Origin of the sequence: Methanobacterium sp. SMA-27 (assembly GCF_000744455.1) — an archaeon.
Classification (GTDB): domain Archaea; phylum Methanobacteriota; class Methanobacteria; order Methanobacteriales; family Methanobacteriaceae; genus Methanobacterium_B.
Genome location: NZ_JQLY01000001.1, coordinates 75,633 through 99,418 on the forward strand (window position 1 = coordinate 75,633; position 23,786 = coordinate 99,418).

The 23,786-nt window shown below is 34.4% G+C and carries 29 protein-coding genes; 27 read left to right on the plus strand and 2 right to left on the minus strand.

All coding sequences use genetic code 11. The annotated features are described in order from the left end of the window. Positions 1 to 630, minus strand: coding sequence for a hypothetical protein (locus tag DL91_RS00375; protein ID WP_048189751.1), 630 nt, complete (start codon positions 628 to 630; stop codon positions 1 to 3). A 612-nt stretch (positions 631 to 1,242) separates the two neighbouring features. On the opposite strand from DL91_RS00375, the gene DL91_RS00380 reads away from it, so the two are divergent. From DL91_RS00380 to DL91_RS00415, 8 genes are all read left to right on the plus strand, one after another. Continuing rightward, positions 1,243 to 1,911: a phosphatidylserine decarboxylase gene (locus tag DL91_RS00380; protein ID WP_048189752.1), complete on the plus strand. Its 669-nt coding sequence runs from the start codon at positions 1,243 to 1,245 to the stop codon at positions 1,909 to 1,911. A 41-nt stretch (positions 1,912 to 1,952) separates the two neighbouring features. Beyond that, positions 1,953 to 2,672: an archaetidylserine synthase gene (locus DL91_RS00385; protein ID WP_048189753.1), complete on the plus strand. Its 720-nt coding sequence runs from the start codon at positions 1,953 to 1,955 to the stop codon at positions 2,670 to 2,672. Then, complete coding sequence (locus tag DL91_RS00390; protein WP_048189754.1) at positions 2,662 to 4,068, plus strand: DUF515 domain-containing protein; 1,407 nt, start codon at positions 2,662 to 2,664, stop codon at positions 4,066 to 4,068. Before DL91_RS00385 ends, DL91_RS00390 begins: the two co-directional genes overlap by 11 nt. Positions 4,069 to 4,193: 125 nt before the next feature. Beyond that, a complete protein-coding gene (locus DL91_RS00395) occupies positions 4,194 to 5,144 on the plus strand; it encodes a hypothetical protein (protein WP_048189755.1) in 951 nt (316 codons plus the stop codon). Between the two features lie 9 nt (positions 5,145 to 5,153). Then, positions 5,154 to 5,903, plus strand: a complete 750-nt coding sequence (locus DL91_RS00400) for a class E sortase (protein ID WP_231551334.1) — start codon at positions 5,154 to 5,156, stop codon at positions 5,901 to 5,903. A gap of 1 nt (position 5,904) precedes the next feature. Continuing rightward, entirely contained in the window at positions 5,905 to 6,273 is a 369-nt protein-coding gene (locus DL91_RS00405; protein WP_048189757.1) for a dihydroneopterin aldolase family protein, read from the plus strand. An 85-nt stretch (positions 6,274 to 6,358) separates the two neighbouring features. Beyond that, positions 6,359 to 6,721: a DUF5518 domain-containing protein gene (locus DL91_RS00410; protein WP_048189758.1), complete on the plus strand. Its 363-nt coding sequence runs from the start codon at positions 6,359 to 6,361 to the stop codon at positions 6,719 to 6,721. A 48-nt stretch (positions 6,722 to 6,769) separates the two neighbouring features. Continuing rightward, positions 6,770 to 7,264, plus strand: coding sequence for a CcdC protein domain-containing protein (locus DL91_RS00415; RefSeq protein ID WP_231551335.1), 495 nt, complete (start codon positions 6,770 to 6,772; stop codon positions 7,262 to 7,264). A gap of 47 nt (positions 7,265 to 7,311) precedes the next feature. On the opposite strand, the gene larB is transcribed toward DL91_RS00415, so the two are convergent. Next, complete coding sequence (gene larB / locus DL91_RS00420) at positions 7,312 to 8,085, minus strand: nickel pincer cofactor biosynthesis protein LarB (protein WP_048189760.1); 774 nt, start codon at positions 8,083 to 8,085, stop codon at positions 7,312 to 7,314. Between the two features lie 348 nt (positions 8,086 to 8,433). Here larB and DL91_RS13220 point away from each other — a divergent pair, with 348 nt between their 5' ends. The 19 genes from DL91_RS13220 (at position 8,434) to sucC (ending at position 23,766) form a co-directional block, all read left to right on the plus strand. Further along, positions 8,434 to 8,607 carry a hypothetical protein gene (locus DL91_RS13220; protein ID WP_156095864.1) on the plus strand — a complete coding sequence of 58 codons (174 nt, stop codon included), beginning with the start codon at positions 8,434 to 8,436 and terminating at the stop codon, positions 8,605 to 8,607. A 9-nt stretch (positions 8,608 to 8,616) separates the two neighbouring features. Further along, positions 8,617 to 8,817, plus strand: a complete 201-nt coding sequence (locus DL91_RS13225; RefSeq protein ID WP_156095866.1) for a hypothetical protein — start codon at positions 8,617 to 8,619, stop codon at positions 8,815 to 8,817. A 341-nt stretch (positions 8,818 to 9,158) separates the two neighbouring features. Beyond that, entirely contained in the window at positions 9,159 to 10,694 is a 1,536-nt protein-coding gene (locus DL91_RS00425) for an MFS transporter (RefSeq protein ID WP_048189761.1), read from the plus strand. A 61-nt stretch (positions 10,695 to 10,755) separates the two neighbouring features. Then, the gene (locus tag DL91_RS00430) at positions 10,756 to 10,947 is read left to right on the plus strand and encodes a hypothetical protein (RefSeq protein WP_048189762.1); all 192 of its coding nucleotides are present in this window, start codon (positions 10,756 to 10,758) and stop codon (positions 10,945 to 10,947) included. 660 nt (positions 10,948 to 11,607) lie between these two features. Next, on the plus strand, positions 11,608 to 12,435 hold the full coding sequence (nifH, locus tag DL91_RS00435; protein ID WP_048189763.1) for a nitrogenase iron protein: 828 nt from the start codon (positions 11,608 to 11,610) through the stop codon (positions 12,433 to 12,435). A gap of 20 nt (positions 12,436 to 12,455) precedes the next feature. Beyond that, a complete protein-coding gene (locus tag DL91_RS00440; RefSeq protein ID WP_048189764.1) occupies positions 12,456 to 12,773 on the plus strand; it encodes a P-II family nitrogen regulator in 318 nt (105 codons plus the stop codon). A 44-nt stretch (positions 12,774 to 12,817) separates the two neighbouring features. Then, complete coding sequence (locus tag DL91_RS00445) at positions 12,818 to 13,186, plus strand: P-II family nitrogen regulator (RefSeq protein WP_048189765.1); 369 nt, start codon at positions 12,818 to 12,820, stop codon at positions 13,184 to 13,186. Between the two features lie 255 nt (positions 13,187 to 13,441). Beyond that, positions 13,442 to 14,746, plus strand: coding sequence for a nitrogenase subunit alpha (locus DL91_RS00450; protein ID WP_231551336.1), 1,305 nt, complete (start codon positions 13,442 to 13,444; stop codon positions 14,744 to 14,746). A gap of 69 nt (positions 14,747 to 14,815) precedes the next feature. Further along, on the plus strand, positions 14,816 to 16,198 hold the full coding sequence (locus tag DL91_RS00455) for a nitrogenase component 1 (protein WP_048189766.1): 1,383 nt from the start codon (positions 14,816 to 14,818) through the stop codon (positions 16,196 to 16,198). A 78-nt stretch (positions 16,199 to 16,276) separates the two neighbouring features. After that, entirely contained in the window at positions 16,277 to 17,485 is a 1,209-nt protein-coding gene (gene nifE / locus DL91_RS00460; RefSeq protein ID WP_231551337.1) for a nitrogenase iron-molybdenum cofactor biosynthesis protein NifE, read from the plus strand. A 150-nt stretch (positions 17,486 to 17,635) separates the two neighbouring features. Continuing rightward, entirely contained in the window at positions 17,636 to 19,024 is a 1,389-nt protein-coding gene (locus tag DL91_RS00465; protein ID WP_048189767.1) for a nitrogenase component 1, read from the plus strand. Then, entirely contained in the window at positions 19,025 to 19,195 is a 171-nt protein-coding gene (locus DL91_RS14040; protein WP_231551338.1) for a hypothetical protein, read from the plus strand. A gap of 5 nt (positions 19,196 to 19,200) precedes the next feature. Further along, the gene (locus DL91_RS14045) at positions 19,201 to 19,344 is read left to right on the plus strand and encodes a NifB/NifX family molybdenum-iron cluster-binding protein (RefSeq protein ID WP_231551472.1); all 144 of its coding nucleotides are present in this window, start codon (positions 19,201 to 19,203) and stop codon (positions 19,342 to 19,344) included. A gap of 33 nt (positions 19,345 to 19,377) precedes the next feature. After that, positions 19,378 to 19,590 (plus strand): 4Fe-4S ferredoxin, encoded by a 213-nt coding sequence (locus tag DL91_RS00475; RefSeq protein ID WP_048189768.1) that lies wholly within the window; start codon positions 19,378 to 19,380, stop codon positions 19,588 to 19,590. 233 nt (positions 19,591 to 19,823) lie between these two features. Continuing rightward, positions 19,824 to 20,033 (plus strand): ferredoxin family protein, encoded by a 210-nt coding sequence (locus DL91_RS00480; RefSeq protein ID WP_048189769.1) that lies wholly within the window; start codon positions 19,824 to 19,826, stop codon positions 20,031 to 20,033. Next, positions 20,023 to 21,147: a 2-oxoacid:acceptor oxidoreductase subunit alpha gene (locus DL91_RS00485; protein WP_048189770.1), complete on the plus strand. Its 1,125-nt coding sequence runs from the start codon at positions 20,023 to 20,025 to the stop codon at positions 21,145 to 21,147. The genes DL91_RS00480 and DL91_RS00485 overlap by 11 nt, the downstream gene beginning before the upstream one ends. A gap of 85 nt (positions 21,148 to 21,232) precedes the next feature. Next, entirely contained in the window at positions 21,233 to 22,099 is an 867-nt protein-coding gene (locus tag DL91_RS00490) for a 2-oxoacid:ferredoxin oxidoreductase subunit beta (RefSeq protein ID WP_048189771.1), read from the plus strand. 1 nt (position 22,100) lies between these two features. Further along, entirely contained in the window at positions 22,101 to 22,649 is a 549-nt protein-coding gene (locus DL91_RS00495; protein WP_048189772.1) for a 2-oxoacid:ferredoxin oxidoreductase subunit gamma, read from the plus strand. Between the two features lie 10 nt (positions 22,650 to 22,659). Continuing rightward, positions 22,660 to 23,766, plus strand: coding sequence for an ADP-forming succinate--CoA ligase subunit beta (sucC, locus tag DL91_RS00500; RefSeq protein ID WP_048189773.1), 1,107 nt, complete (start codon positions 22,660 to 22,662; stop codon positions 23,764 to 23,766). The last annotated feature ends 20 nt before the right edge of the window (positions 23,767 to 23,786 follow it).

The following is a 23,786-nucleotide window of genomic DNA, read 5'->3' on the forward strand; positions in this document are numbered from 1 at the left end:
TCATTCCTCCTTTAAAATCTTATTGAATTCTATTACAAATATCTTGTTAACTTTTGCAATTTCCTTTATTTTTGGTATAGTTTCTTCTTCAGCGGATATTAGAATTGTGGATAATGCAACATCTGCCATTTTAAATAGTGGGTCAATAGTGGTTCTTATAAATTCAGGTAACTTGTTGGTTATATAAACATCTGTTTCAATGAAACCAGTTGTTTTATCCTCTATAAGAAAATTAACTTTTAACCTTGCCTTTTCACAATCTCCCATGAACTTTTTAATGGAATTTTCAGGCCCTACAGTTAAAATTAAATTTGGCTCATTCAACACATAATATGGTGCAATTTTAAGGTAAGCCCCCCCATTATCTTTGCACATTAAACTCAAGTCTCTGACTTTGTTGATGTCTCCATGTAACAAAATGAAATCAAATTTTTTGGTTACAAATGATTCTTTGCTGGTTATATGTTCTCTGCAAAGGATTTTAACCCTTTCCTTGTCGGTAATTGCTGCGTAGGCAATATTATTAACCATCTCTTCGTTTCCGGCTATTACGCACCATATTTCATCTGATTCTTGCATGGTGGAAACTTTTGCAGCTTGTCTCAAGGTTTTTATCTTATTTTCTATCATTTTTACCACGCCTTTGTGGAAATGTTCATTAAATAATTTTAAATTTAATAAAATTTTTCAAATTAATAATTTATCTATTATTTTCGCCACACCTAAATTCATACAATATACATCATGTGTTTTGCATCAGAGCTTTATATAACTATACAATTTAACCTAATTATAACTTTATTAAATTTTTCAAATAATAATGTATTATCCTATAATAATCGGTTAACTCTGAATGGATAAAGCAGTAATTTCGATATTTAACTTATGGTGTAGTAACTTCATTATTAAAATATTTTTAACTGTTAACATGGATTTTAAGAATTAATAATTGTTTTGTGATATTAAATAATAATAATATATTTTTCAACATTAGAATTTAATAATTTTTAATTGAATTATATAAAGTTTTAGATTATAATAGATATAACGTAATTAATTCTATGTCATCAGATGTTGAATTTATAAATCTTAATTACTCATCTACTCAAGAATTATTGGACTCAATATATTAATAGGGTAGTAAATTTAATAGGATTACATTATTTCATATTTCTGGTCAGATAATACAGATTTTAGATTATAAAATTTTTAAAAGTTATTGTTTATAAAGGGGAAGTAGTTGTGTTTGTTAAAGGAGTGACATTAAAAAAAATAGGAATATTATTAACCATAGCAGTTCTACCTTTCCTGTTAGGGTATTTCTTACTCAGTTTCATAATATTTTCTGCAATAGCATTTTTTATGCAGTTTTTTAGAGATCCTAAACGGAATATTCCAACAGATGATGGAGTTGTTGTAGCACCTGCAGATGGTAAGATATTGAAGGGGAAAATTGATTGTTTAAAGGTAGTAACTAAAAAAGATGACCCTGTAATGGAACATATATTAAAGGATGATGAAAAAGGAATTCTCATAAGTACTTTCATGTCACCGTTTGATGTTCATGTACAAAGGGCTCCTGTCACAGGAAAGATTTTGAAAACCAAATATTATCCTGGTAAATTCAAAATTGCTATGGGAGATGTACATACTGAAAATGAAAAAAATTTAATAGTGATTGATTCAGAGTATGGAAAAATAGGAGTTATTCAGATAGCAGGTTTTGTTGCTAGGAGAATAGTTCAATATGTTAATGTTGGGGACAGTGTTAAGATAGGTGATAGGCTGGGAATGATAAGATTTGGATCCCGGGTTAATTTAATAATCCCTTACGATAAATTTAAAGTAATGGTTTTTGAGGGTGAAAAGCCCACAGCAGGAGAGACTATAATGGCCGAATTAGTTGAATAAATTAAATATAAACTAAACTGGTCTGAAAGAGGTTTTTTAAAATGAATATAAAGCATTATATGTCTTACGCAGATATAGTTTCTCTTGGAAACGCTTCTTTTGGATTTTTATCAATAATAATGGTTTTAAACGGTTATCTTGCACTTGCTGCCCAGTTTATCCTTGTTGCTGTTATCTTTGATTCACTTGATGGTTGGGTTGCAAGAAAAACTAAAAGAGTTGATGAGTTTGGATTTGGAGAAAATATTGACTCATTATCTGATGTGATTTCTTTTGGTGTTGCACCGGGAATGCTTTTGTATTCAGCTTGCGCATCGTTTAGTATACCATACATTAATATAGTAGTAGCACTCCTAATACTATTATGTGGGATTTTAAGACTCGCAAGGTTCAATGTAATTACAGATTCAAGTGAGGCTTCGGATGATAAATTTGTTGGCTTACCAATTCCATCAACAGCCCTGATCTTAGGATCGTTTTATCTTTCCGGTATTTTTAGAGCAGACATAGCATTAGTAATAATGGTTGTGGTATCTGTGTTAATGGTGAGTACAATTACTTATCCAAAATTTAGGGGGATCAAAATACTATTAGCAGGTAGTGTATTGATATTTTTAACACTTTTGCCACAAAACATTTCAACAATAATTACAAATCTTCCCGCAAAGCTTTTATTCATTGCCTCATTAACATATGTAATAATAATACCGATTATGGATTTATACGCCAAGCTTCGCAGAAGTGGTCCAAATGTTAGATAAGATACTAGGAAAAAAAGATAAAGATAAAAACGATACACCAGATCTCCGAAAGAATGGAAAAAAATCTGATTCCGATAGTTCGGATATTGGTGGACGCCTCAAAGATATGGTGGGCAAAGTTTCTGGCAAACCAAAGGATGAAGGTAAGCCTAAAGCAGATAATGAAAATAAAAAAGGCTCTTCTGATAAGAAAATTTCAAAGCCTATGCCTAAACCAAAACCACAACCTATGGATAAACCAAGGTTAAGGCCTCCTGAGAAAAAGAAGCCTGGAGGATTTGCAGGATTGGGTGGAGGATTTGGAAAGCAACTTCCAGAAGATGATCAAAGAACACTTGTTGGTGCAGCTGTTTTTGGAATTATACTGATTATACTTGTGGGCGCAGGATATTATTTCCTAGTTTTCGCACCTTATCAAGACACTTTGAACAGTGCGAAGATGGCTAAAATCAATGAAGTAAATTCTTACTTTAAAGGGGCATTAGCTGCTGATCCACGAAAGAATCTGATCTTGGCAGATATTGATACAGGTGAAACACCTGATCAGGTACTTGCAGTAGATGTTATTGGTCCAGCAACCAGTGCTTGGAGAGAATATCAGAATCAACAGATAAATCTAAAGAAGGATCCATATGGACGAGTAATGATAAGTTATTCTACTCAACCTACAGGTACAGCTAGCAATGATACGAACTCAACCACTCCAACTACAAGTGCGAGTGATGTGAAAAATTTAATTGTAAAAGTTGCAGATGCACAAAAAATAGTTAATGAAGCAGATGCAAGTGTGCTTGCCAATATGGATATAGTAACACCAGATACTGTGGCAGTTCCAATAGTTATAGTAAGAACCCAGGCAGCTGGAGGTCTTATAAATGTTGGCGATGCAGTTGATGTTTATCAAAATGTTGCCCCTGTAACCACCGGAAACAATACTACAACACAGACCGCTGCTCCAACAGATAATTCACCTAAAATTAGTGGTGCAACAGTACTCGCGATTTTGAGAAATACTACTAGTGGTATTTACAGCCCTAACACCGCGAACTTTACACACACTACCCAGTTCCAAGTAAATGGTGCAGGTCTTAGTACTTCAACTGGTCAATCCGCTCAAGGAGATGTTGAACAGCTGTTAAGAGCAGGTGCATCTAGAAACTGGAACGAAGCTCAGATAAATACCCTTTTAAATGCTTATGGATGGAGATTATCTGATTTTGAAAGGGTCTCAAATCTTGGAGAACTCGATGCTCAGTACCTAATATTATTGGAGGTTCCTAGAGAAAATGCACTGTGGTTAATACAAAACTCAGGCAGTGTAGTTCTTACTGTTCCAACCCAAAGGGCACCTGAATGGATGATAACAGAACTTCATCAAATATATGGAACTGGATAAAAAAAATCTAATGCCAAGTTTTCAATCTGCAGCTAAATACGGGGAAAAAAGCTGCAGATATTCCTTGGTAATTCTAAATCAGGGGAATTATTCAATGGTTAAGCCGGCTAGTCGGGGGTTAAACAATGGATTTCAATAATTTCAATAAAATAAGCGTAGCTATTATTTTTCTATTTATGATTTTTACAGTATTTTCAACCACCTCTGATGCAGCTACAGATCAAGTAGCTCATCTTCAGGAAGCAGGATCAAATTTACAATTCACTTTCCTTGAAGCTCAGATACGTGTTACTATAAAAAATAATAATGATCATGCGGAATTTTTTAAAATAAGCCAACAGTATACTGGCGACGGTACAGTTACAGTAACAGGCACAGATTCTTCAGCTATTGACTGGAATGTTATTTCAACCAGTCCTCCTGCAATTAAAATGGTTAACTTTATCAACCCTGGCGGTGATTTAGGATGGGAAATAGATTCAGGACAGACCAGAGAAGTATCATTTACTCTTGTAGAATCCAATCCACCTACACCATTTTTTATTCGTCGAGGTGATACAAGTAATACCTTCTGGCCAATAATAAATGATCCAGGATCAACAGCTACATATTTCCTTCCCAATGAAATTGAATACTTGAATCCAAATCTTCAAGTTGTTTCATGGAGTGGACACTTTTTCTTCTTCCTCAAAAACTTGGATTCAACAGGCCCTAGAGTAGAAGGTCTTATAAGGGCACCAATAGTTCCTATTAATTCAGTTCTTACAGCTAGCAATCCTACAGTTGATTTTATCGACACAGAAAATCCAACTGCTCAAACAGCAGGATGGGATGTTACATTGTTCCCGGGTCAAACAAAATCATATTCCTACACTTACAGTTATCCCACTGGATCGAGCGTAACTCCTGTCAACAGACAATCTGCTTCAACTAGAATAAATTCGGAAGGAAGTTCTGGTGACCCTAAAACACCAACATCTATACCCACAAAAAATACAGGGGTTCCTTATGGCCTTTTCGTTGTTGGTGGTATTGTGATAGCAGCGGGAATTGCTTTTGCTAGATATGTACGATAAATTTATTAGTTGGAAGTTTTTAATAATCAAAGAACTATGAAACTTTCAACGTTTTTTGTTTTACTTGGAATGTTAATCATCTCACTATATGGCTTAATAGAAGTGAGTTACTATGCATCTGCCAACCAGCTTGCTGTAAATAATACAGACACCCCTTATATAGAGATACCAAAAATTGGTGTTGATCAAGCTATAAACAATAAATCAGTTGATTATGGTATTTATCACGATCCAAAATCTGCAAAACCTGGTTTTGGAACCGTTGCACTTTTTGGACATCGTACATTCCATGGTTCTCCTTTTTTAAACCTTGACAAACTACAACCTGGAGACAACATAACGGTTCAATGGCCCGGAATTGGTAATGTCGAATATGAGGTTGTTAATTCAACCATAGTTCCAGCTTCCTACAGATTATCAATTGAACAGGGGAATACTCTCTTCCTGGTAACATGTTATCCACTTGGATCATCAAAGGAAAGATTGATGATTATGGCTAAACAGGTTAATACATATCCTATACAGATGACTAATAAAAAATCAAACAATGATCCTCCATATGCCCTAATAATCATATTAGGTTTTTTTACAGGAGGGATGTTACTGAGTTTCATTTATCCTATTAAAGAAGAACAGTACATAATATTTTTAGCAACAATAACAATTACCGTATTCCTTGTAATTGCATATATGTATCCAATTCCTCCAGATGCAATTGAATCTAAGTTATCATGGGCTAACAACCTTATAGGTGTTTAGAATGGATGTGAACGAAAAATATTTTAACAACATATCAAATAGAGAAAGAGCAATTTTTGAGGGAGCTATAACCATGGGTGCTTTATTCCATCAGTTTATTGGTACTCCCATAAATATAAAAAGTGCGGAATCCTTAGAAAAATCGATTAAAACTGCAATGGAGCTTCAACCATGTATAAATAAGGTTGAAATAGAAATTAATAGGGACATATTAAAAAAAATCGAAAATGAATACGATTATATTTCTTTGACAGGTGAAATGCTTGATGTGAAAGTTGAGTCAAATTTCTCTGATAGAAGTGCAGTTATAAGATTGAAGTACATTTCTGAACTAAAATATCCTCTTATGTATGTTGAAGATGTTGATTAACTTTTTTAGCTTTAAAGAAGTGTTTATATATTTAGAGTAACATATTAAGTTATACAAAAGTTATTAATCAATTAGGGGTGATTATTTGGTTAACTGGGTAGCAGCATTTGTTGGATTTATATTGGCAGTTGTACTTTCAAACTTGTTTGGTTACTTTTTAGGGTTTGTTGGTATTAACATTGGATTGTTTTTGGCGGGAATTGTTGTTGGGTTAATGGTTGGCGGCGGAATACTTCGAGGATTTGGTAATGGATTAGTTGCCGGAGCATTTGGAGCCATAGTGATTTCAATAATTCTGATAATAGGTGGAACAATAACAGCAGGACTTACAGGATTTGCTGCTACTGCACTTACAGGAATATTCCTTGTAATAGCTGTTTTCATAAGCAGTGGATTTGTTGTAGGTATAGGTGGCGCAATTGGATCCCTTATAAGTGGTAAGGACTGAAAAATTTGTTTTTCATTAATTCCTATTTTTTTTTAGTGGGGTAAAATTTTGGTTGTCATATATCCAGATATCAACATGTTCAATAGTCAGTCCTTCCTTGTTATTATCATAATATTGGTAATATTACAACTTCGCCAAAGAAGGATAAGAAGACCATTGGGATTGATGATCCTCCCTGCATTTATGTTGTTCATAACAATATTTATTGTTCAAAATGTTATTTTCACAAGTTTATTGAATTTTATACTTATCATTGCAAGTTTCATTACTGGAGTACTAATTGGAATTACTCTTGGTAATTTCTTTGATGTAAAGGTAGAAAAGGATGGGTCAATGTTTCTGAAGGGGTCCTTTGTTGCGGTACTACTTTGGATTTTGGTAATAGCTCTCAAGTTTTATGGTGACAATATATTAATTAATTCAGGATATATAGATCTTAATGTTTTGAGTTCTATGTTGTTGATGCTTACATTAGGTGCAATGATCGCTCGTCGACTTTTCATTTACAACAAGTTCAGGATGAAAATTAAAGAAATTAAATAAATTGTTAGATCAGAATAATTTTATGAAAACTCATTATCCATAATTATTTAGATTTTTCTTTTAATTCGTGATTTAATAATTGTTGAAGCAAATACAGCAGCTCCAAAACCATTGTCAATATTAACCACAGCAATACCTGGTGCACAAGATTGTAGCATTGCATAAAGTGCTGTGAATCCACCTTCACCAACCCCATAACCTACTGAGGAGGGAACACCAATAATCGGCATATCCACAAGACCCGCTACCACCGAAGGTAAAGCACCTTCCATTCCCGCTACAACTATGAGTACTTCCACCTCTTCTTCCAACATTATCCTAACTTGAGAGAAAAGTCTGTGTATACCTGCCACACCCACATCATAAGATCTTAAAACATCACAACCTGCTTCTTCTGCAACTATTCTGGCTTCTTCAGCAACTGGTATGTCTGATGTACCTGCGGTAATTATACCTATCTTACCTATCTTTTTCGGGTCATGTTCTTTTACAACTAATATCCTTGCCTTTTTATTATAATTTATTTTAAATCCCCTATCAATAAGTGGACTCAAATCTTCTTTTATGGATTGGTATCTGTCATTCTGAAGTCTTGTTACCATTATACTGTCATTATCAGCACATTTCATGACAATTTTTACGATCTCATCATTTTCCTTTCCTTCTGCAAATACAGCTTCCGGGACTCCAGTTCTAACTTCACGACACATATCCATCTTTGCAAAATCTTCTATCTCCATAATATGCATGGTTTTGAGCATTTTTTCAGCTGTTTCAGCTGATATCTCTCCATCTAAAAGTTTTTGAAGTATTTCCCTCATTTTATCACTTTAAACATTGGATTATTATATTAGAAAATTAAATTAAAATATTATTAACAGAATAACTTTAATTTAAAACTTAAAGTAGTTAACTTTTTTATGTTAAACTTTTCAATTATACATTTTGTAAGAATAATCTAGGATTAATGTAGTAAATTTACAATATGGCGTCAAAAGATATTTTTTTTTATTTTAGATTAAATAATTTTGGAATAAATTTCTAAAACTGCATAGTTCAGAATATTTCTATTTTAATATTTGTCATCTACATTCCAAATATTATACTGTTTTGGTATTGATTTTCAATTTCAGATAAATATTTAAAAAAATAGTGACATAATAATTAGTATGGATTCAAGAAATCAGTTGTATGTTGTTATTTCTTTGGTGGTTATTGTTTTAATATTCAGCGTCGCATATATTTACGGACCCAGCGCATCTGATCGAAGTGGTGATGAAGGAACAGAAACTCCAAGCAATATAATCATCATTACACATGAAACACTGACCTGGAACAACTAAACAATCAAAGTGGGAAATAATATAACTTGGATAAATCGAGACTTTGCAATCGAGCATGAGATAGTAAGCAATACTTCAAATTATGCATTTGACAGTGGAGTTCTCAAAAATGGTCAAAGTTTCAGTTTAAACTTTACAAAAGCTGGAACTTACAATTACTATGACAAGTTACATCCCAACTTGAGTGGAATAATAATTGTTCAACAGTAATGATAATTCAGATAGAGAAAAATTATGATAAAAAATGCAATAAGTTTATTTGCTATTTAATTATCTATAACTTAATTCAAATTAAATTGGAAAAGTTAAATAAATCAAAAAACTAATTTTAAAGTATATATTTAACTTCCATCCCAATAAATTTAGATTTAGAAAATTAAATAGGAGAAAGATAAAGAAACTGTATTAAAACTTCTTAAGGAATTCTACACTTAGAATCTGAAATTTAAAACCAAATAAAACCTTAATCATATTTAGCAGGCATTTAAAATAGTTCTAAGAATATAATTTATGAATTATTTAGTTTAACTGGGGCATAACAAAGGGATATTATGGATAAAAATCAGTATAAATGGGGTGTTGTAATAATTGCCTGTATGGCAATTTTTATTATTGTTTTAGATTCATCTGCAATGAATGTGGCCATTACTACATTAATTGTAGAATTAAATACTACTCTATCAACTATCCAGGCTATTATAGCATTGTATGCATTAATTATTGCGTCTTTTATGTTATTAGGCAGTAAAATTCAGGATATTCTTGGTAGAAAAAAGACATTTCTAATAGGATTGGTTATATATGCGATTGGTACTATTATAGCGACTTTAAGTGTAAATGCAATCATGTTAATGATTGGATGGGCTATTCTTGAAGGTATTGGAGCTGCACTAATTTTACCTGCAACAACAACATTAGTTGGTGCTAGTTACGAGGGTAAAGATAAGGTCACTGCATTTGGAATTTGGGGAGGTATTGCTGCGATGGGTGCTGCAATTGGCCCTATAATAGGGGGAATTTTTACTACATACCTTACTTGGAGACTTGTTTTTGGTTCCGAACTTGTTTTCATTGTAATTATATTTCTATTTAGAAACTACTTAACAGAATCTAAACCGACTTTGAAATGGAAAGATTTAGATAAATTAGGTGCATTACTTTCAATAACATCCCTTATTTTAATTGTTTTGGGTATTCTATTACTCACAAAACCTCAGAACTGGTCATATGTTTTGTTGTTAATAGGTTCTGGTTCTATACTATTCTTAATATTTTTATTATCCCAGAGAAGAAGAATTAATAAAGGCTTAGAGCCTTTATCTGATATAAGACTACTTAAAAACCGTGTATTTGGATTGGGTAATATTAACTCAATAATACAACAAATACCCTTAGCAGGATTTCTTTTTATCATTCCGGTATTTTTACAACAAGTAACAAAGGCAGATGCATTCACCACTGGACTTGTACTTTTACCAGCATCGATAACTATTTTAATTTTCTCTCTACTTGGAGCGAGACTTTCATCTGTTTTAGGTTCTAAATACATCTTAATGATTGGATTCATTGTTTCAGCATTGGGTTCAATAATTCTGGGAGGAACGTTCAACTTATACACACAAGCAATCGATATCGTACCTGGTACTATTGTATTTGGAGTGGGAATAGGATTTTTACTTTCCCAGCTAACTAATCTAACAATGTCAGCAGCTAGGAGTGATCAAGAAACTGATGCATCAGGATTATTTAATGCCTTTAAAAATTTAGGCTATTCTGTTGGAACCGCATTAATTGGTGTCCTGTTGTTGTTAGGAATTTTTGGTGGCCTTTCGACGTCAATAGAATCATCAGGAATAGCAGCAAATATGAGTTCAGAACAAATAGATAGTAGTTTAGTAGCTTATGTTGAAAAAATGCAGACTACTACTTTGAATATTCCGCCTAATATGGTTCCATTAGCAAATCAGATTGTGGACTCCACTATTAGTTCTGCAATGAAACACACTTTCAACATTTTGGCTCTTATACTACTTTTAGGATTCATTACGAGTATATTTTTGCCATCAAAGAGAAAATCTGTCAATTAAGTAAATATGCTGATAATGAATCTTAATTAAAAGATAAATTCAAATCATGTGGTGATATATGATGAACAAAAAATTGGATGAAGATAAAGCATTTGAACAGAAGTTAAAAGGTAAAATGGGATGGAAATGTTCATGTTCATTGGAAATAGTAGATAAAAAATGTTCTTTAAAAAAGGTAGTTTGCAAAGGATGTGGTAAAGTCTTCAAGACTAATAGGGATGTTGAGTATTGCTTTGATTGTGAAAAATTGTAGATCATATAAATTAAATTAGATTAATAAATTTTTTGTTTGCATTTTAGAGTCTTTTAGCATATTTTAACTCTTTAAATCTGTAGCAGTTTCTATTTCATTTATTTTATCATCATTAATAGAAATTAGAACTATGTATGGCTTAAATAGATTTAATTCTTTTAAAACTTCTTTACTAAAGTAACTACTCTAATATCTTCATACCCAAGGATTCGAGAGCAACTCGAATTTCATTAGCGCTTATTGTATTGTTTTCAACAATTAAAATCCTGTTACTAATCATGGAAAAACTCCTGAAGTCCCTAATTGTTGAATAATGTTTGTTTTGATGTTTATATAATAATTTTTAGTCAATCTGTTTAGTTAAGAATGAAAATTATCACTTTTTTAACGCATTTTGATTTCATATATACAGATTTGTATATTGATTTTAAATCATTTTTGGCAGTATGTTCAGTTATTTATATTTAAATTCATAATATATTCTATTGAACTCACAATTATTAGGATAATATTTGAAATATTGCTGATTTTTATATATGATTCCGTTTTTATTCCAAATATTTATATATCATAAAATCCTATTTCATGATGTCGGAAGTAGGTTTCCTTATTCCGGTTGAAGATATGACATCTTAAAAAAAAACTTGAAGAGGGGTTTGAATGGTAAGAAAAATAGCAATATACGGAAAAGGTGGAATTGGAAAGTCCACAACCCAACAAAACACAGCTGCAGCAATGGCATATTTCCACGATCAAAATGTCATGATCCATGGATGCGATCCAAAGGCAGACAGCACAAGGCTGATTTTAAGGGGAAAAATGCAAACCACCATGATGGATACCCTTCGTGATTTAGGTGAAGAAGCATGTACTCCAGAAGCAATTATTGAAGAGGGATTTGAAGGAATTAAATGTGTGGAATCTGGCGGACCAGAACCAGGAGTTGGATGTGCAGGCCGAGGTGTCATTACTGCAATCACGTTAATGGAAATGCAAGGCGTTTATGATGAAAATTTAGACTTTGTATTCTTCGATGTACTAGGTGATGTTGTATGTGGAGGATTTGCAATGCCAATACGGGATGGTAAGGCAGAAGAAATTTATGTTGTTGCATCAGGGGAGATGATGGCACTTTATGCAGCGAATAACCTCTGTAAAGGTATGGTTAAATACGCTGAACAAAGTGGTGTGCGTCTCGGAGGAATAATATGTAACAGTAGAAATGTGGATGGGGAACTCCAATTGCTTAAAGATTTCTGTGACAAACTAGGCACCCATATGATCCATTTTGTTCCAAGAGACAACATTGTGCAGAAAGCAGAATTCAACAAAAGATCTGTTATTGAATTTGATCCTGAATGCAACCAAGCCAATGAATACAAAGAACTGGCAGATAAAATAATCAATAATAAAAACTTTGTTATACCTAAACCAATGACAATGGATGAATTAGAAGATTTAGTTCTAAAATATGGTCTAATGGACTAATCTAAAATGGAAGTGGATTTATGAAAATGATAAGAGCAATTGTAAGGCCTGAGAAGGTTGAAGAAGTGGTTGATGCGTTAGATAATGCAGGATACATGGCTCTGACCAAGATGGATGTTATAGGGAGAGGTAAACAGAAGGGTATCCAACTTGAAAACATCTACTATGATGAGATACCCAAAACTATGCTTCTGCTTGTTGCCGAAGATGATGTAACAAAAAAAATTATTGAAATAATTGCAGAATCATCCTTTACAGGAAATTTTGGAGATGGAAAGATTTTTGTTAGTCCTGTTGAAGAAACTTACACTGTTAGAACTAGGAGCAGTACATTATAGTTCCTTAAAACAAGAAATTTAACAAGTTTAAGGAGAAGGTATTTATGAAGGAAATAATGGCCATTATACGCCCTAAAAAAGTAACAAAAACAAAAGAAGTTTTGGATTCTCTTGGATTCCCTGCAATGAATGCAATCAGGGTCATGGGGAGAGGTAAACAAAGGGCAATCCTGAATGAAATTAGTATTGAAATAAATGAACCAGAACTTTTAGATATGGAAGGTTCGATGCATTACATTCCAAAGAGGATGTTGTCGCTTGTTGTACCTGATGAGGATGTTTCACTGGTTGTGGAGGCCATATTGAAGGTAAACCACACAGGGCAGATAGGGGACGGTAAGGTGTTTGTATGTCCGGTAGAAGAAGCTTTAAGGGTTCGAACAATGGAAAATGGAGATGAAGCAATTTCCTGATTACATTAGACGACTTATAGTTTGTTAAAATAAATTTTAAAATTAAAAATTGATCAATATTTGAAAAAAAGTCAGAAATACATTATTAGAAAATAAAAAAAGTTAATTAATTTATTAGGAGAGTAAAAATGCCTTACAAGCTTTTAGAAGTAGATAAAGAAATTCCTGAAAGGGAAAAGCATGTATATGTAAAGCACTGCTCTGACCCTGAGGATCAAATACCAAATTGTAACACAAAGACCATACCAGGGGTCCATGTCAGAGCGAGGATGTGCATTTGCAGGTGTAAAAGGAGTTATTACTGGAGCAATAAAGGACGTAATTCATGTTGTGCACTCTCCAATTGGATGTACAAGTTATGGATATGGAACAAAGAGATACCCTACCTCTCCTGATCTTCCTAACGGTGAAAAGTTTCCAATAGATAACTTCAACCTGAAGTATATTCTGGGCACTGATCTCCAGGAATCTGATGTAGTGTTTGGTGGAATGAAAAAACTTAGACAATCCATTATTGAAGCCCACAAAGAATTTCCAGAAGCCAATGCAATTTACGCATATTCAACATGTACTACTGGATTAATTGGGGATGATATGGATGCAGTAGCTAAAGAATTAACAGAAGAACTAGGAACTAAAGTTGTTGCATTTAATGCTCCCGGATTTTGCGGACCTAGCCAGTCCAAGGGGCATCATGTTGGAAATTTAACCCTTTTTAATAATCTGGTTGGTACCAAAGAACCGATAAAAACCACGCCCTATGATGTGAACCTAATTGGAGAATATAACATTGATGGTGACTTGTGGGTTATTAAAGAATATTTGGATGAGATGGGAATAAATCTTCTGAGTAAATTCACAGGAGACTGTTGTCATGATGAGATATGTTGGATGCACCGAGCTAAATTAAGTCTCGTAAGATGTCAAAGATCTGCAACATATATCGCAGACTTAATTGAAGAAAAATACGGTGTTCCATATATTAAAGTTGACTTCTTCAGTACAAAATACTGTGCAGAAAACCTCAGAACAATTGGTAAGTACTTTGGTCTTGAAAAAGAGGCCGAAAAGGTAATTGAAGATCGTATGAAAATAGTGGGACCAGAACTGGAATTTTACAAGAGCAAACTTCAAGGAAAACGGGTTTTTATATTTTCAGGAGGACCAAAAAGTTATCACCTATCCAAACCCCTTGAAGATGAGCTTGGAATGGAAACAGTTGCAGTTGCATCCCAGTTTGAACACAAAGACGGTTTCGAGAAGATGAAGAGCAGGGTTAATGATGGAACCCTTATTATGGATGATCCCAATTCATTGGAATTTGAAGAGATAAATGAAGAATATAAACCTGACCTGATACTTGCAGGTGTAAAAGAGAAATACTTGGCAATTAAATTGGGTGTACCTTGTTTACTTATACATTCATATGAAAATGGGCCATATATGGGATTTGAAGGATTGTTAATCTGGCAAAGGATATGTATTCCAATATATACAGTCCTGTCTGGAATATGCTTGAGTTTGAGGATCAAGTTGAAGAATTCGGAGCTGAAGGAGTAAAAATTGAAAGTGGAACAAATTCTGAGGAATCTGATGGAATTAAAGCACAAAAAATAGGGGAGAGGCATGATGAGTTGTATTAATGTTATGGAAAAGGAAAGGAATGTCATAATAAATCCCCTTAAAACATGTCAACCATTTGGTGCCATGTTTGCTGTTACAGGTATAAATAAAGGATTTCCAATTGTTCATGGATCCCAAGGGTGTTCAACATTTGTAAGGTATGGTTTTGCACGTCATTTTAGGGAACCATCTGAAATAGCTGTTACATCCCTTCATGAGGATGCAGCAGTATTTGGTGGTAGAAATAACCTTGTAAAAGGTATCGAAAATCTTGCAGTAAGATTTAAACCGGATCTCATTGGAGTTATAACAACTTGTTCCAGTGAAATTATTGGTGATGATGTTTTCGGATTTGCTGATACTGCAAGAGAAAATATAAAAAAACGAATGGGTGAAGATTCTAAAAAAATAGAAGTTATTCCAATAAACACTCCAAGTTTTGTTGAAACCCACTACAAAGGTTATGACAATGCAATCAAAGCAGTTGTGAACCATTTGGCCCGTAAAAATGAACCAAATGAGAAAGTCAATATAATACCCGGAATTGTGAATCCCGGAGATGTCAGAGAATTAAAACATCTCATTGAGATGATGGGATTAGAAGGGATATTCCTCACAGACATCTCAGATCCATTTGATGCACCGCTTAGACCTTCCAAAACTACTATGAAACCTTTTTATCCAAAAGGAGGAGTATCCGTTGATGAAATCAGAGATTCTGCCAACAGTTTAGGAACAGTCTCAATCTGTAAATACGCAGGTTCTGGAGCAAAATCACTTGAAATGGAACATAATGTTCCTGCAGCCATAAACTCACCACCAATTGGTATCCAAAACACTGATCAATTCCTCAGAGAACTTAAAAAATTCACTGGCAACGATATTCCCGACAAACTTCTCGATGAAAGGGGCATACTCATTGATTCAATGGCAGATAACGCTTCAAGATATCTGTTCGGACGTAAAGTAGCAATATATGGTGACCCAGATAGTACAACAGGAATTGCACGTTTCGTTGGCGAGCTTGGAATGGGACCCACAATGGTTTGTACGGGAGTAAAAGGTCCTGAATTTGCCAAGGACATAAAAAAAATTGCTAAAGAAACAGGAAGCAATATTGATGTCATGGTAGGCCAAGATCTCCGTGCTGTGGAAGTTTATTTAAAGGAAAATCCAGTTGATATTATGATTGGTAATTCGGATGGAAGGTTAATAGCTCTGGATTTAGGAATACCCCTAATAAGGGTCGGATTTCCAGTTTATGATAGGGTGGGATACCAAAGACAGCCAATACTTGGTTATAATGGAGGATTGTATCTTATGGATTTAATCACCAACACGATACTTGAGAAATATTATGAACCAACACACTGGAAGCTTCAGCAATAAATATCTAAATTTTGTTAACTGAAATAATCCGTAATGTTAGATTAAATATGAAAATAGTAGTTAGATAGAGGTAAAAAAATGGAACCCATTATTAAAACGTTTGAGTCACGTAAAAAACACATGTGTGTAAAGGGGGAAGGAATTTCCATCCCTACCTGTGATAAAGCCAGTTTACCTGGCACAGTAACACAGAGAACATGTGTGTTTGGTGGTGCAAGAATTGTTTTAATGCCAATTACAGATTCAATTCATCTTGTACATGGCCCAATTGGTTGTGCAGCATGTACATGGGATATTAGGGGAAGTAAATCCTCAAGAGAAGATTTATATAAAAAAGGATGTTCTACAGACCTTAAAGAGAAAAATATTATCTTTGGGGGAGAAAAAAAGCTTTATGAAACCATAATGGAGCTCAATAGGATTTATAGTCCTGGGGCAATATTCGTGTATGCAACATGTGTTTCAGGTATCATAGGGGACGATATCAAGGCTGTATGTAAAAAATCAGAAGAAACAACAGGATGCAGAGTTATACCCGTTCAATCTGAAGGATATCAAGATCATAATAAAACCAAAGGACATTGGATAGGGGGTGATGCATTACTGGATTATGTAATTGGAACCAAAGAACCTGAAAAAACAACACAATTTGACATAAATATTGTTGGTGAGTTTAATGTAGCAGGAGATCTCTGGGGAATAAAACCCCTAATCACAGCAATGGGTGTTAATATAATCAGTACATTGACTGGAGATTCACATGTGGATGAGATAGCCCAGGCACACCGAGCTAAGCTGAATATAGTTCAGTGTCAGAAGTCGTCTAATTATGTTGCCAAAAAAATGGAAAAGAAATATGGAATACCTTTTATAAAGGTTAATTTCTTTGGTCTTGAGCAAACTGTGAATTCATTAAGGGAAATTGCTGATTTTTTTGGAAACCCTGAAATGATGGAAAGAACCGAAAAAATAATTGAAACCGGATTAAAAGAAGTTGAACATAAAACTGATGAATATAAAGAGAGATTAACAGGAAAAACTGTTGCACTGTATGTTGGAGGCAATAAAGCATGGTCTCTTGTAAGGGCTTTTGAAGAATTAGGCATGGATGTCATGATGTCTGGAACCAAGAATGGAATAAAAGAAGATTATGAAAGAATTAAAGAAACTGTAAAAGATGGAACAATAATTGTTGATGATGCCAATTCAACAGAATTAGCCAGACTTCTTAAAAAATACAGGCCTAATCTCCTTATATCTGGTGCCAAAGAAAATATATTTCATTAAAGCTAGGAATTCCATTCTGTGATTTTAATCATGATCGCATATCTGCATTTGCAGGATTCAAAGGTTTTGTAAGCTTTGCAAGGGAAGTTGATGCCTCTGTTTCAAGCCCAGTATTCGATCTTACATCCAAAAGTTTGAGGGAGGAATTAGATGCATCACAATAAAAAGTTTTCAGTAATAAACCCATCTAAAATGTGTCAGCCCATGGGTGCAATACACGCTCTTTTAGGAGTAAATGATGCAATGCCTCTTATACACGGGTCTCAAGGTTGCAGTACATACATGAGGTTTCAGCTCACAAGACATTTTAGAGAACCAATAGAAGTTGCATCAACTTCAATGAGTGAGAAAACTGTGATATATGGTGGAGAATTCAATTTAATGAAAGCATTAAAAAATATAACAGAAAAACAATCTCCAAATATCATAGCTGTTACATCAAGCTGTCTCACTGAAACAATTGGAGAAGATATGGAAGGGATAATAGCAAAATTTAACGAAGCAAATTTTGATAAAGATTTGCCGATAATTATCCCTATATCAACTCCAAGTTATGTTGAATCACACGTTGAAGGATATAACCGGACTATAAAAGCTCTTGTGAAACATTTAGCTTCTAAATCAGTACCAAATGGTAAAATAAACATCATTACGGGTAATATATCTCCCGCAGATGTAAAGGAAGTTAAAGAGATACTAAACAACCTAAACATTGAAAGTATCATTTTAACTGATACATCAGAAAATCTAGATGCACCATTATCAGAATCAGCTTTGAATCTGTATAAAGATGGTACAACCATAGGAGAAATTGAAGATACAGCTAATTCACTGGGTACCTTTGCATTGTCTAAACATGCAGATTCAGCAGGAACATATCTTAATAAAAAATTTGGAGTTAAATCTATATCTGGACCAATTCCACTTGGTATTGACAATACAGATTCATTTATAAATTCTGTATGCAAACTGGGAGATCTTGAAATTCCTGAATCAATAGAAAAAGATCGTGGCAGGTTACTAGATGCTATGGTAGATGCACATTCATACAATTATCACCGAAAAGTTGCAATATTTGGAGATCCTGATTTTGTATCCGGGATGGCACGTTTCACATCTGAAATGGGAATGATACCAACTGTACTATGCACAGGAAGTAGAAGCCAAAGATTCATTGAAGACATAAATGTAATTGCCGATGAAAAAGGATTTCAGCCGGTTATTTTGGCTGGTGGGGATCTATATGATATGCATCGAGAAATTAAAATAGCTGGTGCTGATGTGTTAATTGGAAATTCATATGGGGCCCATATTGCTGATGAAGAGGGTATTCCACTCTTTAGAACAGGATTTCCAATATTTGATAGATTAGGGGCGCAGAGAATAGCTACTTTGGGATATAACGGCGGTATAGAATTTGTTGATAGATTAACAAACACTTTACTTGATTTTTACTACGATGAATCAGGGTATGAGGTGGTTGGGGAAGAATCAGGAGAAACAATCAAAAATGAGTTATTTTTGAGGGAGGAGGTTTAATTGAAAATAGCAGTAGCATCAACCGAGGGTAAAATAATAGACTTGCATTTTGGAGATGCAGATCAATTTTTAATTTTTAAAATCAGGAATGGGGAAGGTATATTTCAGGAAATACGGAAGAAAACAAAATTCCTCTTAACAATCATCAAGAACGTTGGGTTGCATCAATAGATCTCATAAATGATTGTAAGGCGGTTCTTTGTAACAAAATTGGAAATGAACCTACAGTTGAACTTAGGAAATTGGGAATTAAACCGATACAGCTTGACTGTGATGTTAATGACGCAGTTAAAGAATGTTCTGAGCATTTATTGAGTTAATTATGAATTTAGAATAAGATTGGGGGGATAAATTTGATTACGGTAAATATAATTTTGGATCATGATAAATGTCAGGGTTCAGATTGTGGGGTATGTGCATATGTATGTCCAACTAATGTTTTTTCAATTAAAGAAAATAAAATATGCGTAAATTCTCCTCAGTACTGTAAGTTATGTTACGAATGTCTAGAATTGTGTCCAAGTACGGCTTTAGAACTTAATAAGAAGGAAGGAAATTTCTTATAATATTTTTATTTTTTTTCATTAACTAAAATAAGGGATTTCATTTACAACTAAATAATTTTTTTATTTTCTTAAAAAAAGCATTTGATATTTATTCTTCAAATTTGAGCAAAAGTTAAAATGTTTATTCAGCCAAATATTGGATAGGAAAATAGATCTATTTAATTAAAATGTGAGGCTAATATCCAATTATCAGTCTTACTAATTAAAATGTAACAATACTAAGGGAAACAAACATGATAACTGTTAACGAGAAATTATGCAAGGGATGCAATATTTGCAAGGAATTTTGCCCCCATAATGTTTACGAAGAATCAAAAACCCTTAATAATAAGGGAATTAATGTGCCTTGTCCTAAAAATAAAGAAAATTGTACAAAGTGTGGATTATGCACCCTTATGTGTCCGGATCAAGCAATAAAAGTGGATGATGAGAATGAAGACTGAAAAATACTTTATACAAGGTAATGAAGCCTGTGCAAGGGGAGCCATAAAGGCAGGATGCAGGTTTTTTGCGGGTTATCCCATAACTCCTTCGACTGAAATAGCCGAGGATATGGCAGTTTTCCTACCAAGGGAAGGTGGAACATTTATTCAAATGGAAGATGAGATATCGGCTCTTGGGGCAGTAATTGGTGGTGTTTGGGGCGGTATGAAAGGAATGACTGCTACATCAGGACCTGGATTTTCTCTTATGCAAGAGCATATAGGGTATGCTGTTATGACTGAAACTCCACTGGTTATTGTGAATATGCAAAGGGGCTCACCATCAACTGGACAGCCCACAATGGCCTCTCAGAGTGATATGATGCAGGCTAGATGGGGATCCCATGGAGATTATGAGATAATTGCCCTATCTCCTGCGTCCGTACAAGAATGCTTTGATTTTACTGTCATGGCTTTTAACCTTGCAGAAAAATATAGGGTTCCTGTAATGGTAATGGCTGATGAGATTGTTGGCCATATGCGTGAAAAGATAAACATACCTGAAAAAACTGAGATAATTGCTAGATCCATGCCTGATGAGGATCCTCTAACCTTTTTACCTTACAAATCGGAGCCAGATGGAACATCTGATATGCCTGCGTTTGGTGATGGATATAAACTCCTTATTACAGGTCTGACACATGATGAACGAGGTTATCCGGATGCATCAAGTCCTAAATCTCATTCAAAACTTGTAAACAGGCTTTGTAATAAGATACTTGCAAAAACCGATGAAATTGCAATGGTAAAAACCATGTTTACTGAAGATGCCGATGTTCTTATTGTGTCTTATGGTGCACCTTCAAGATCTGTTAGCACAGCTGTTAAAAAAGCAAGGGAAGATGGTGTAAAGGCAGGTTTTATAAAACTTGAAACTGTATGGCCATTTCCTGAGAGTATGCTATTGAGTGCTGCTAAAAATGCCACTAGAGTTATTGTAGTTGAAATGAATCTTGGCCAGATTTTTTATGAGGTTCAAAGAGTATTAAGAGACCATAAAGTTGAAAATCTCCCAAAGATAGGTGGAGAAATGCATAAGCCCGATGAAATACTTGAAAAAATCGAGAAAGGCTAATAATTAGATGGAATCATAATTTAACTTAAAATTTATGACTTTATACAAAGTTTATTGATGGTCTTAATTTATGGAGATGAGAAATATGGATAAAACGAATCAAAATCGTTTTATGAAATACTTGAGAACTGACAGACTTCCTAACATCTTCTGTGCAGGATGTGGGAATGGAATTATCATGAACACATTTTTCAATGCCATAGAGCTAGCTGAAATTGATTTTGATAATCTTGCTCTTGTGTCTGGAATTGGATGTTCATCTAGAGTTCCTGGGTATATCAAATGTGATTCAATGCACACAACACATGGACGACCAATAGCATTTGCAACTGGTCTAAAACTTGCGAATCCCGAACTTGATGTTGTTGTGTTTACTGGGGATGGAGATGCAGCAGCTATAGGTGGAAATCATTTGATACATGGTTCCAGAAGGAATATAGACATCACTGTTATTTGTATAAATAATAGTATATATGGTATGACAGGTGGTCAAATAAGTCCAACCTCTCCAACTGGAAGTTATGGAAGCACAGCACCATTTGGTGCTATAGAAAAACCATTCAATTTAGCAGAACTTACCAAAGCTGCAGGTGCTACCTATGTTGCACGATGGACAACAGCCCATCCAGTGCAGCTTTCAAATGCAATTAAAAAAGGATTCAACAATAAAGGATTTTCTTTTATTGAGGCAGTTTCACAATGCCCTACATACTTTGGGCGTAAAAATAAGATGAAAACTGCGGTATCAATGATGCAGTGGATGAAGGATCAATCTATACTAAAAAGACAGGCAGACAAACTTGAAATAGCGGAATTAGAGGGTAAACTTATCATTGGAGAATTCCAAAATAAAGATGAGCCAGAATACACTGAAAAGATTTGTAAACTTCTTGAAGCTAAATGTAAAACAGGAAAGCCTTCTTCAGTTAGATCAGCATACCAGGGGGAGTGAAATGCGTAAAGATATTAGAATAGCAGGTTTCGGTGGTCAGGGAATCATACTAGCAGGAATCGTTATTGGAAAAGCAGCAGCACTACACGATGATATACATGCGGTTCAAACACAGTCTTATGGTCCAGAAGCCAGAGGTGGTGCTTCAAGAACAGAAGTTGTTGTTAGTGATGAGGAAGTGGATTATCCTAAGGTACAAAATCCGGATATATTTGTTGCCATGTCTCAAACAGCATTAACTGCATATCTTGATGATCTTAAAGATGGTGGTACTTTAATTGTAGATCCTGACATGATATCCGAGGAAGAAATATTGCCATTTGTAGAGAAACACAAAATAAAGCTTTATAAAGCTCCAGCAACTAAAACTGCATCAGAAGAAATAGGAATAAAAATAGTTGCTAATATTGTTATGATTGGGGCTATAACAAAAATAACAAAGGTAGTATCTGAAGAGGCTGCAAGGGCATCTATAGCTGAAAGTGTTCCACCAGGAACAGAGAAAAAAAACCTGGCAGCATTTGAAGCAGGTTTAAAGCTAGCTGATTAGGAGGTTAAATGTGAAGATTCATGAATATATAGCGAAGGACGTATTCAAGGGGGAAGGAATACCAGTACCTAATAACAAGATGGTAACAAATCCTGAAGATGCCAGAAAAGCCGCTATTGAGATTAATAAACCTGTTGCAATCAAATCACAGGTTCTTGTGGGTGGTAGGGGAAAGGCAGGAGGAATAAAGTTTGCTGAAATACCTGATGATGTGTACGATAAAACCAAAGAAATTCTTGGTTCAATAATCAAGGATGAATTAGTAGAAATGGTGCTGATCGAGGAGAAAATTGAAATTCTATCTGAGTATTATTTAAGCGTTGTCCTAGATAGATCAGCAAAAAAACCACTTATAATGGCAAGCATGTCTGGTGGTGTTGATATTGAGGAAGTTGCAAGTGAAACACCTGAGAAAATAGTTAAATATTACGTGAATCCTCTGAATGAATTTTTACCTTATCAAGGAAGGGAAATTGCTATTAAAATGGGTGTTCCAAACCCTCTTATTTCAAAGATAGGTATGGTTATTTGGAAGCTCCTCAATGTTTTTCAGAAATATGATGCAACCATAGCCGAAATAAATCCTCTTGTTGTGACTGCAAATGGCGTAATTGCAGCAGATGCAAAACTTGATATCGATGATGATGCTCTTTACAGGCAAAAAGAACTGTTTGAACTTGAAAATATAACAAAGGACGAATTTGCATATGTAAAGCTCGATGGGAACATTGCGGTAATTGGGAACGGTGCTGGACTGACCTTGAGTGGAATGGATATGCTGAAACTTTATGGAGGAGAACCAGCCACATTTCTGGATATAGGTGGCGGATCTTCGAGAGAAAATATAGCAAAAGCATTGAACATTGTAATATCTGATCCTGATGTTAAAACAGTATTTTTAAATGTACTTGGAGGAATAACAAGGGCAGATGATGTTGCAAGAGGGGTATTGGATGTTTTAAACACTTCTAAGCGTAAAGTTCCTCTGGTCATACGGTTGACTGGCACCAATGAGGAAGAAGGTCAGAAAATACTCAAAGAAGCTGGTGTTTCGTATGAAACATCCATGGAAGCTGCTGCAAAAAAAGCTGTCGAGCTTTGCAAAGATATTAAATAACTTTTTTTTATATTTCTATT

Coding starts and splice junctions, on each gene's coding strand:
- DL91_RS00440 (WP_048189764.1), top strand. CDS start 12,456: ATGAAAATGATAAGAGCAATTGTAAGGCCTGAGAAGGTTGAAGAAGTG.
- DL91_RS00495 (WP_048189772.1), top strand. CDS start 22,101: ATGCGTAAAGATATTAGAATAGCAGGTTTCGGTGGTCAGGGAATCATA.
- DL91_RS00405 (WP_048189757.1), top strand. CDS start 5,905: ATGGATGTGAACGAAAAATATTTTAACAACATATCAAATAGAGAAAGA.
- DL91_RS00430 (WP_048189762.1), top strand. CDS start 10,756: ATGAACAAAAAATTGGATGAAGATAAAGCATTTGAACAGAAGTTAAAA.
- DL91_RS00445 (WP_048189765.1), top strand. CDS start 12,818: ATGAAGGAAATAATGGCCATTATACGCCCTAAAAAAGTAACAAAAACA.
- nifH (WP_048189763.1), top strand. CDS start 11,608: ATGGTAAGAAAAATAGCAATATACGGAAAAGGTGGAATTGGAAAGTCC.
- DL91_RS00455 (WP_048189766.1), top strand. CDS start 14,816: ATGAGTTGTATTAATGTTATGGAAAAGGAAAGGAATGTCATAATAAAT.
- DL91_RS00450 (WP_231551336.1), top strand. CDS start 13,442: ATGTCAGAGCGAGGATGTGCATTTGCAGGTGTAAAAGGAGTTATTACT.
- DL91_RS00425 (WP_048189761.1), top strand. CDS start 9,159: ATGGATAAAAATCAGTATAAATGGGGTGTTGTAATAATTGCCTGTATG.
- DL91_RS00395 (WP_048189755.1), top strand. CDS start 4,194: ATGGATTTCAATAATTTCAATAAAATAAGCGTAGCTATTATTTTTCTA.
- nifE (WP_231551337.1), top strand. CDS start 16,277: ATGGAACCCATTATTAAAACGTTTGAGTCACGTAAAAAACACATGTGT.
- DL91_RS00490 (WP_048189771.1), top strand. CDS start 21,233: ATGGATAAAACGAATCAAAATCGTTTTATGAAATACTTGAGAACTGAC.
- larB (WP_048189760.1), bottom strand. CDS start 8,085: ATGAGGGAAATACTTCAAAAACTTTTAGATGGAGAGATATCAGCTGAA.
- DL91_RS00375 (WP_048189751.1), bottom strand. CDS start 630: ATGATAGAAAATAAGATAAAAACCTTGAGACAAGCTGCAAAAGTTTCC.
- DL91_RS13220 (WP_156095864.1), top strand. CDS start 8,434: ATGGATTCAAGAAATCAGTTGTATGTTGTTATTTCTTTGGTGGTTATT.
- DL91_RS00390 (WP_048189754.1), top strand. CDS start 2,662: ATGTTAGATAAGATACTAGGAAAAAAAGATAAAGATAAAAACGATACA.
- DL91_RS00385 (WP_048189753.1), top strand. CDS start 1,953: ATGAATATAAAGCATTATATGTCTTACGCAGATATAGTTTCTCTTGGA.
- DL91_RS00465 (WP_048189767.1), top strand. CDS start 17,636: ATGCATCACAATAAAAAGTTTTCAGTAATAAACCCATCTAAAATGTGT.
- DL91_RS00485 (WP_048189770.1), top strand. CDS start 20,023: ATGAAGACTGAAAAATACTTTATACAAGGTAATGAAGCCTGTGCAAGG.
- DL91_RS00480 (WP_048189769.1), top strand. CDS start 19,824: ATGATAACTGTTAACGAGAAATTATGCAAGGGATGCAATATTTGCAAG.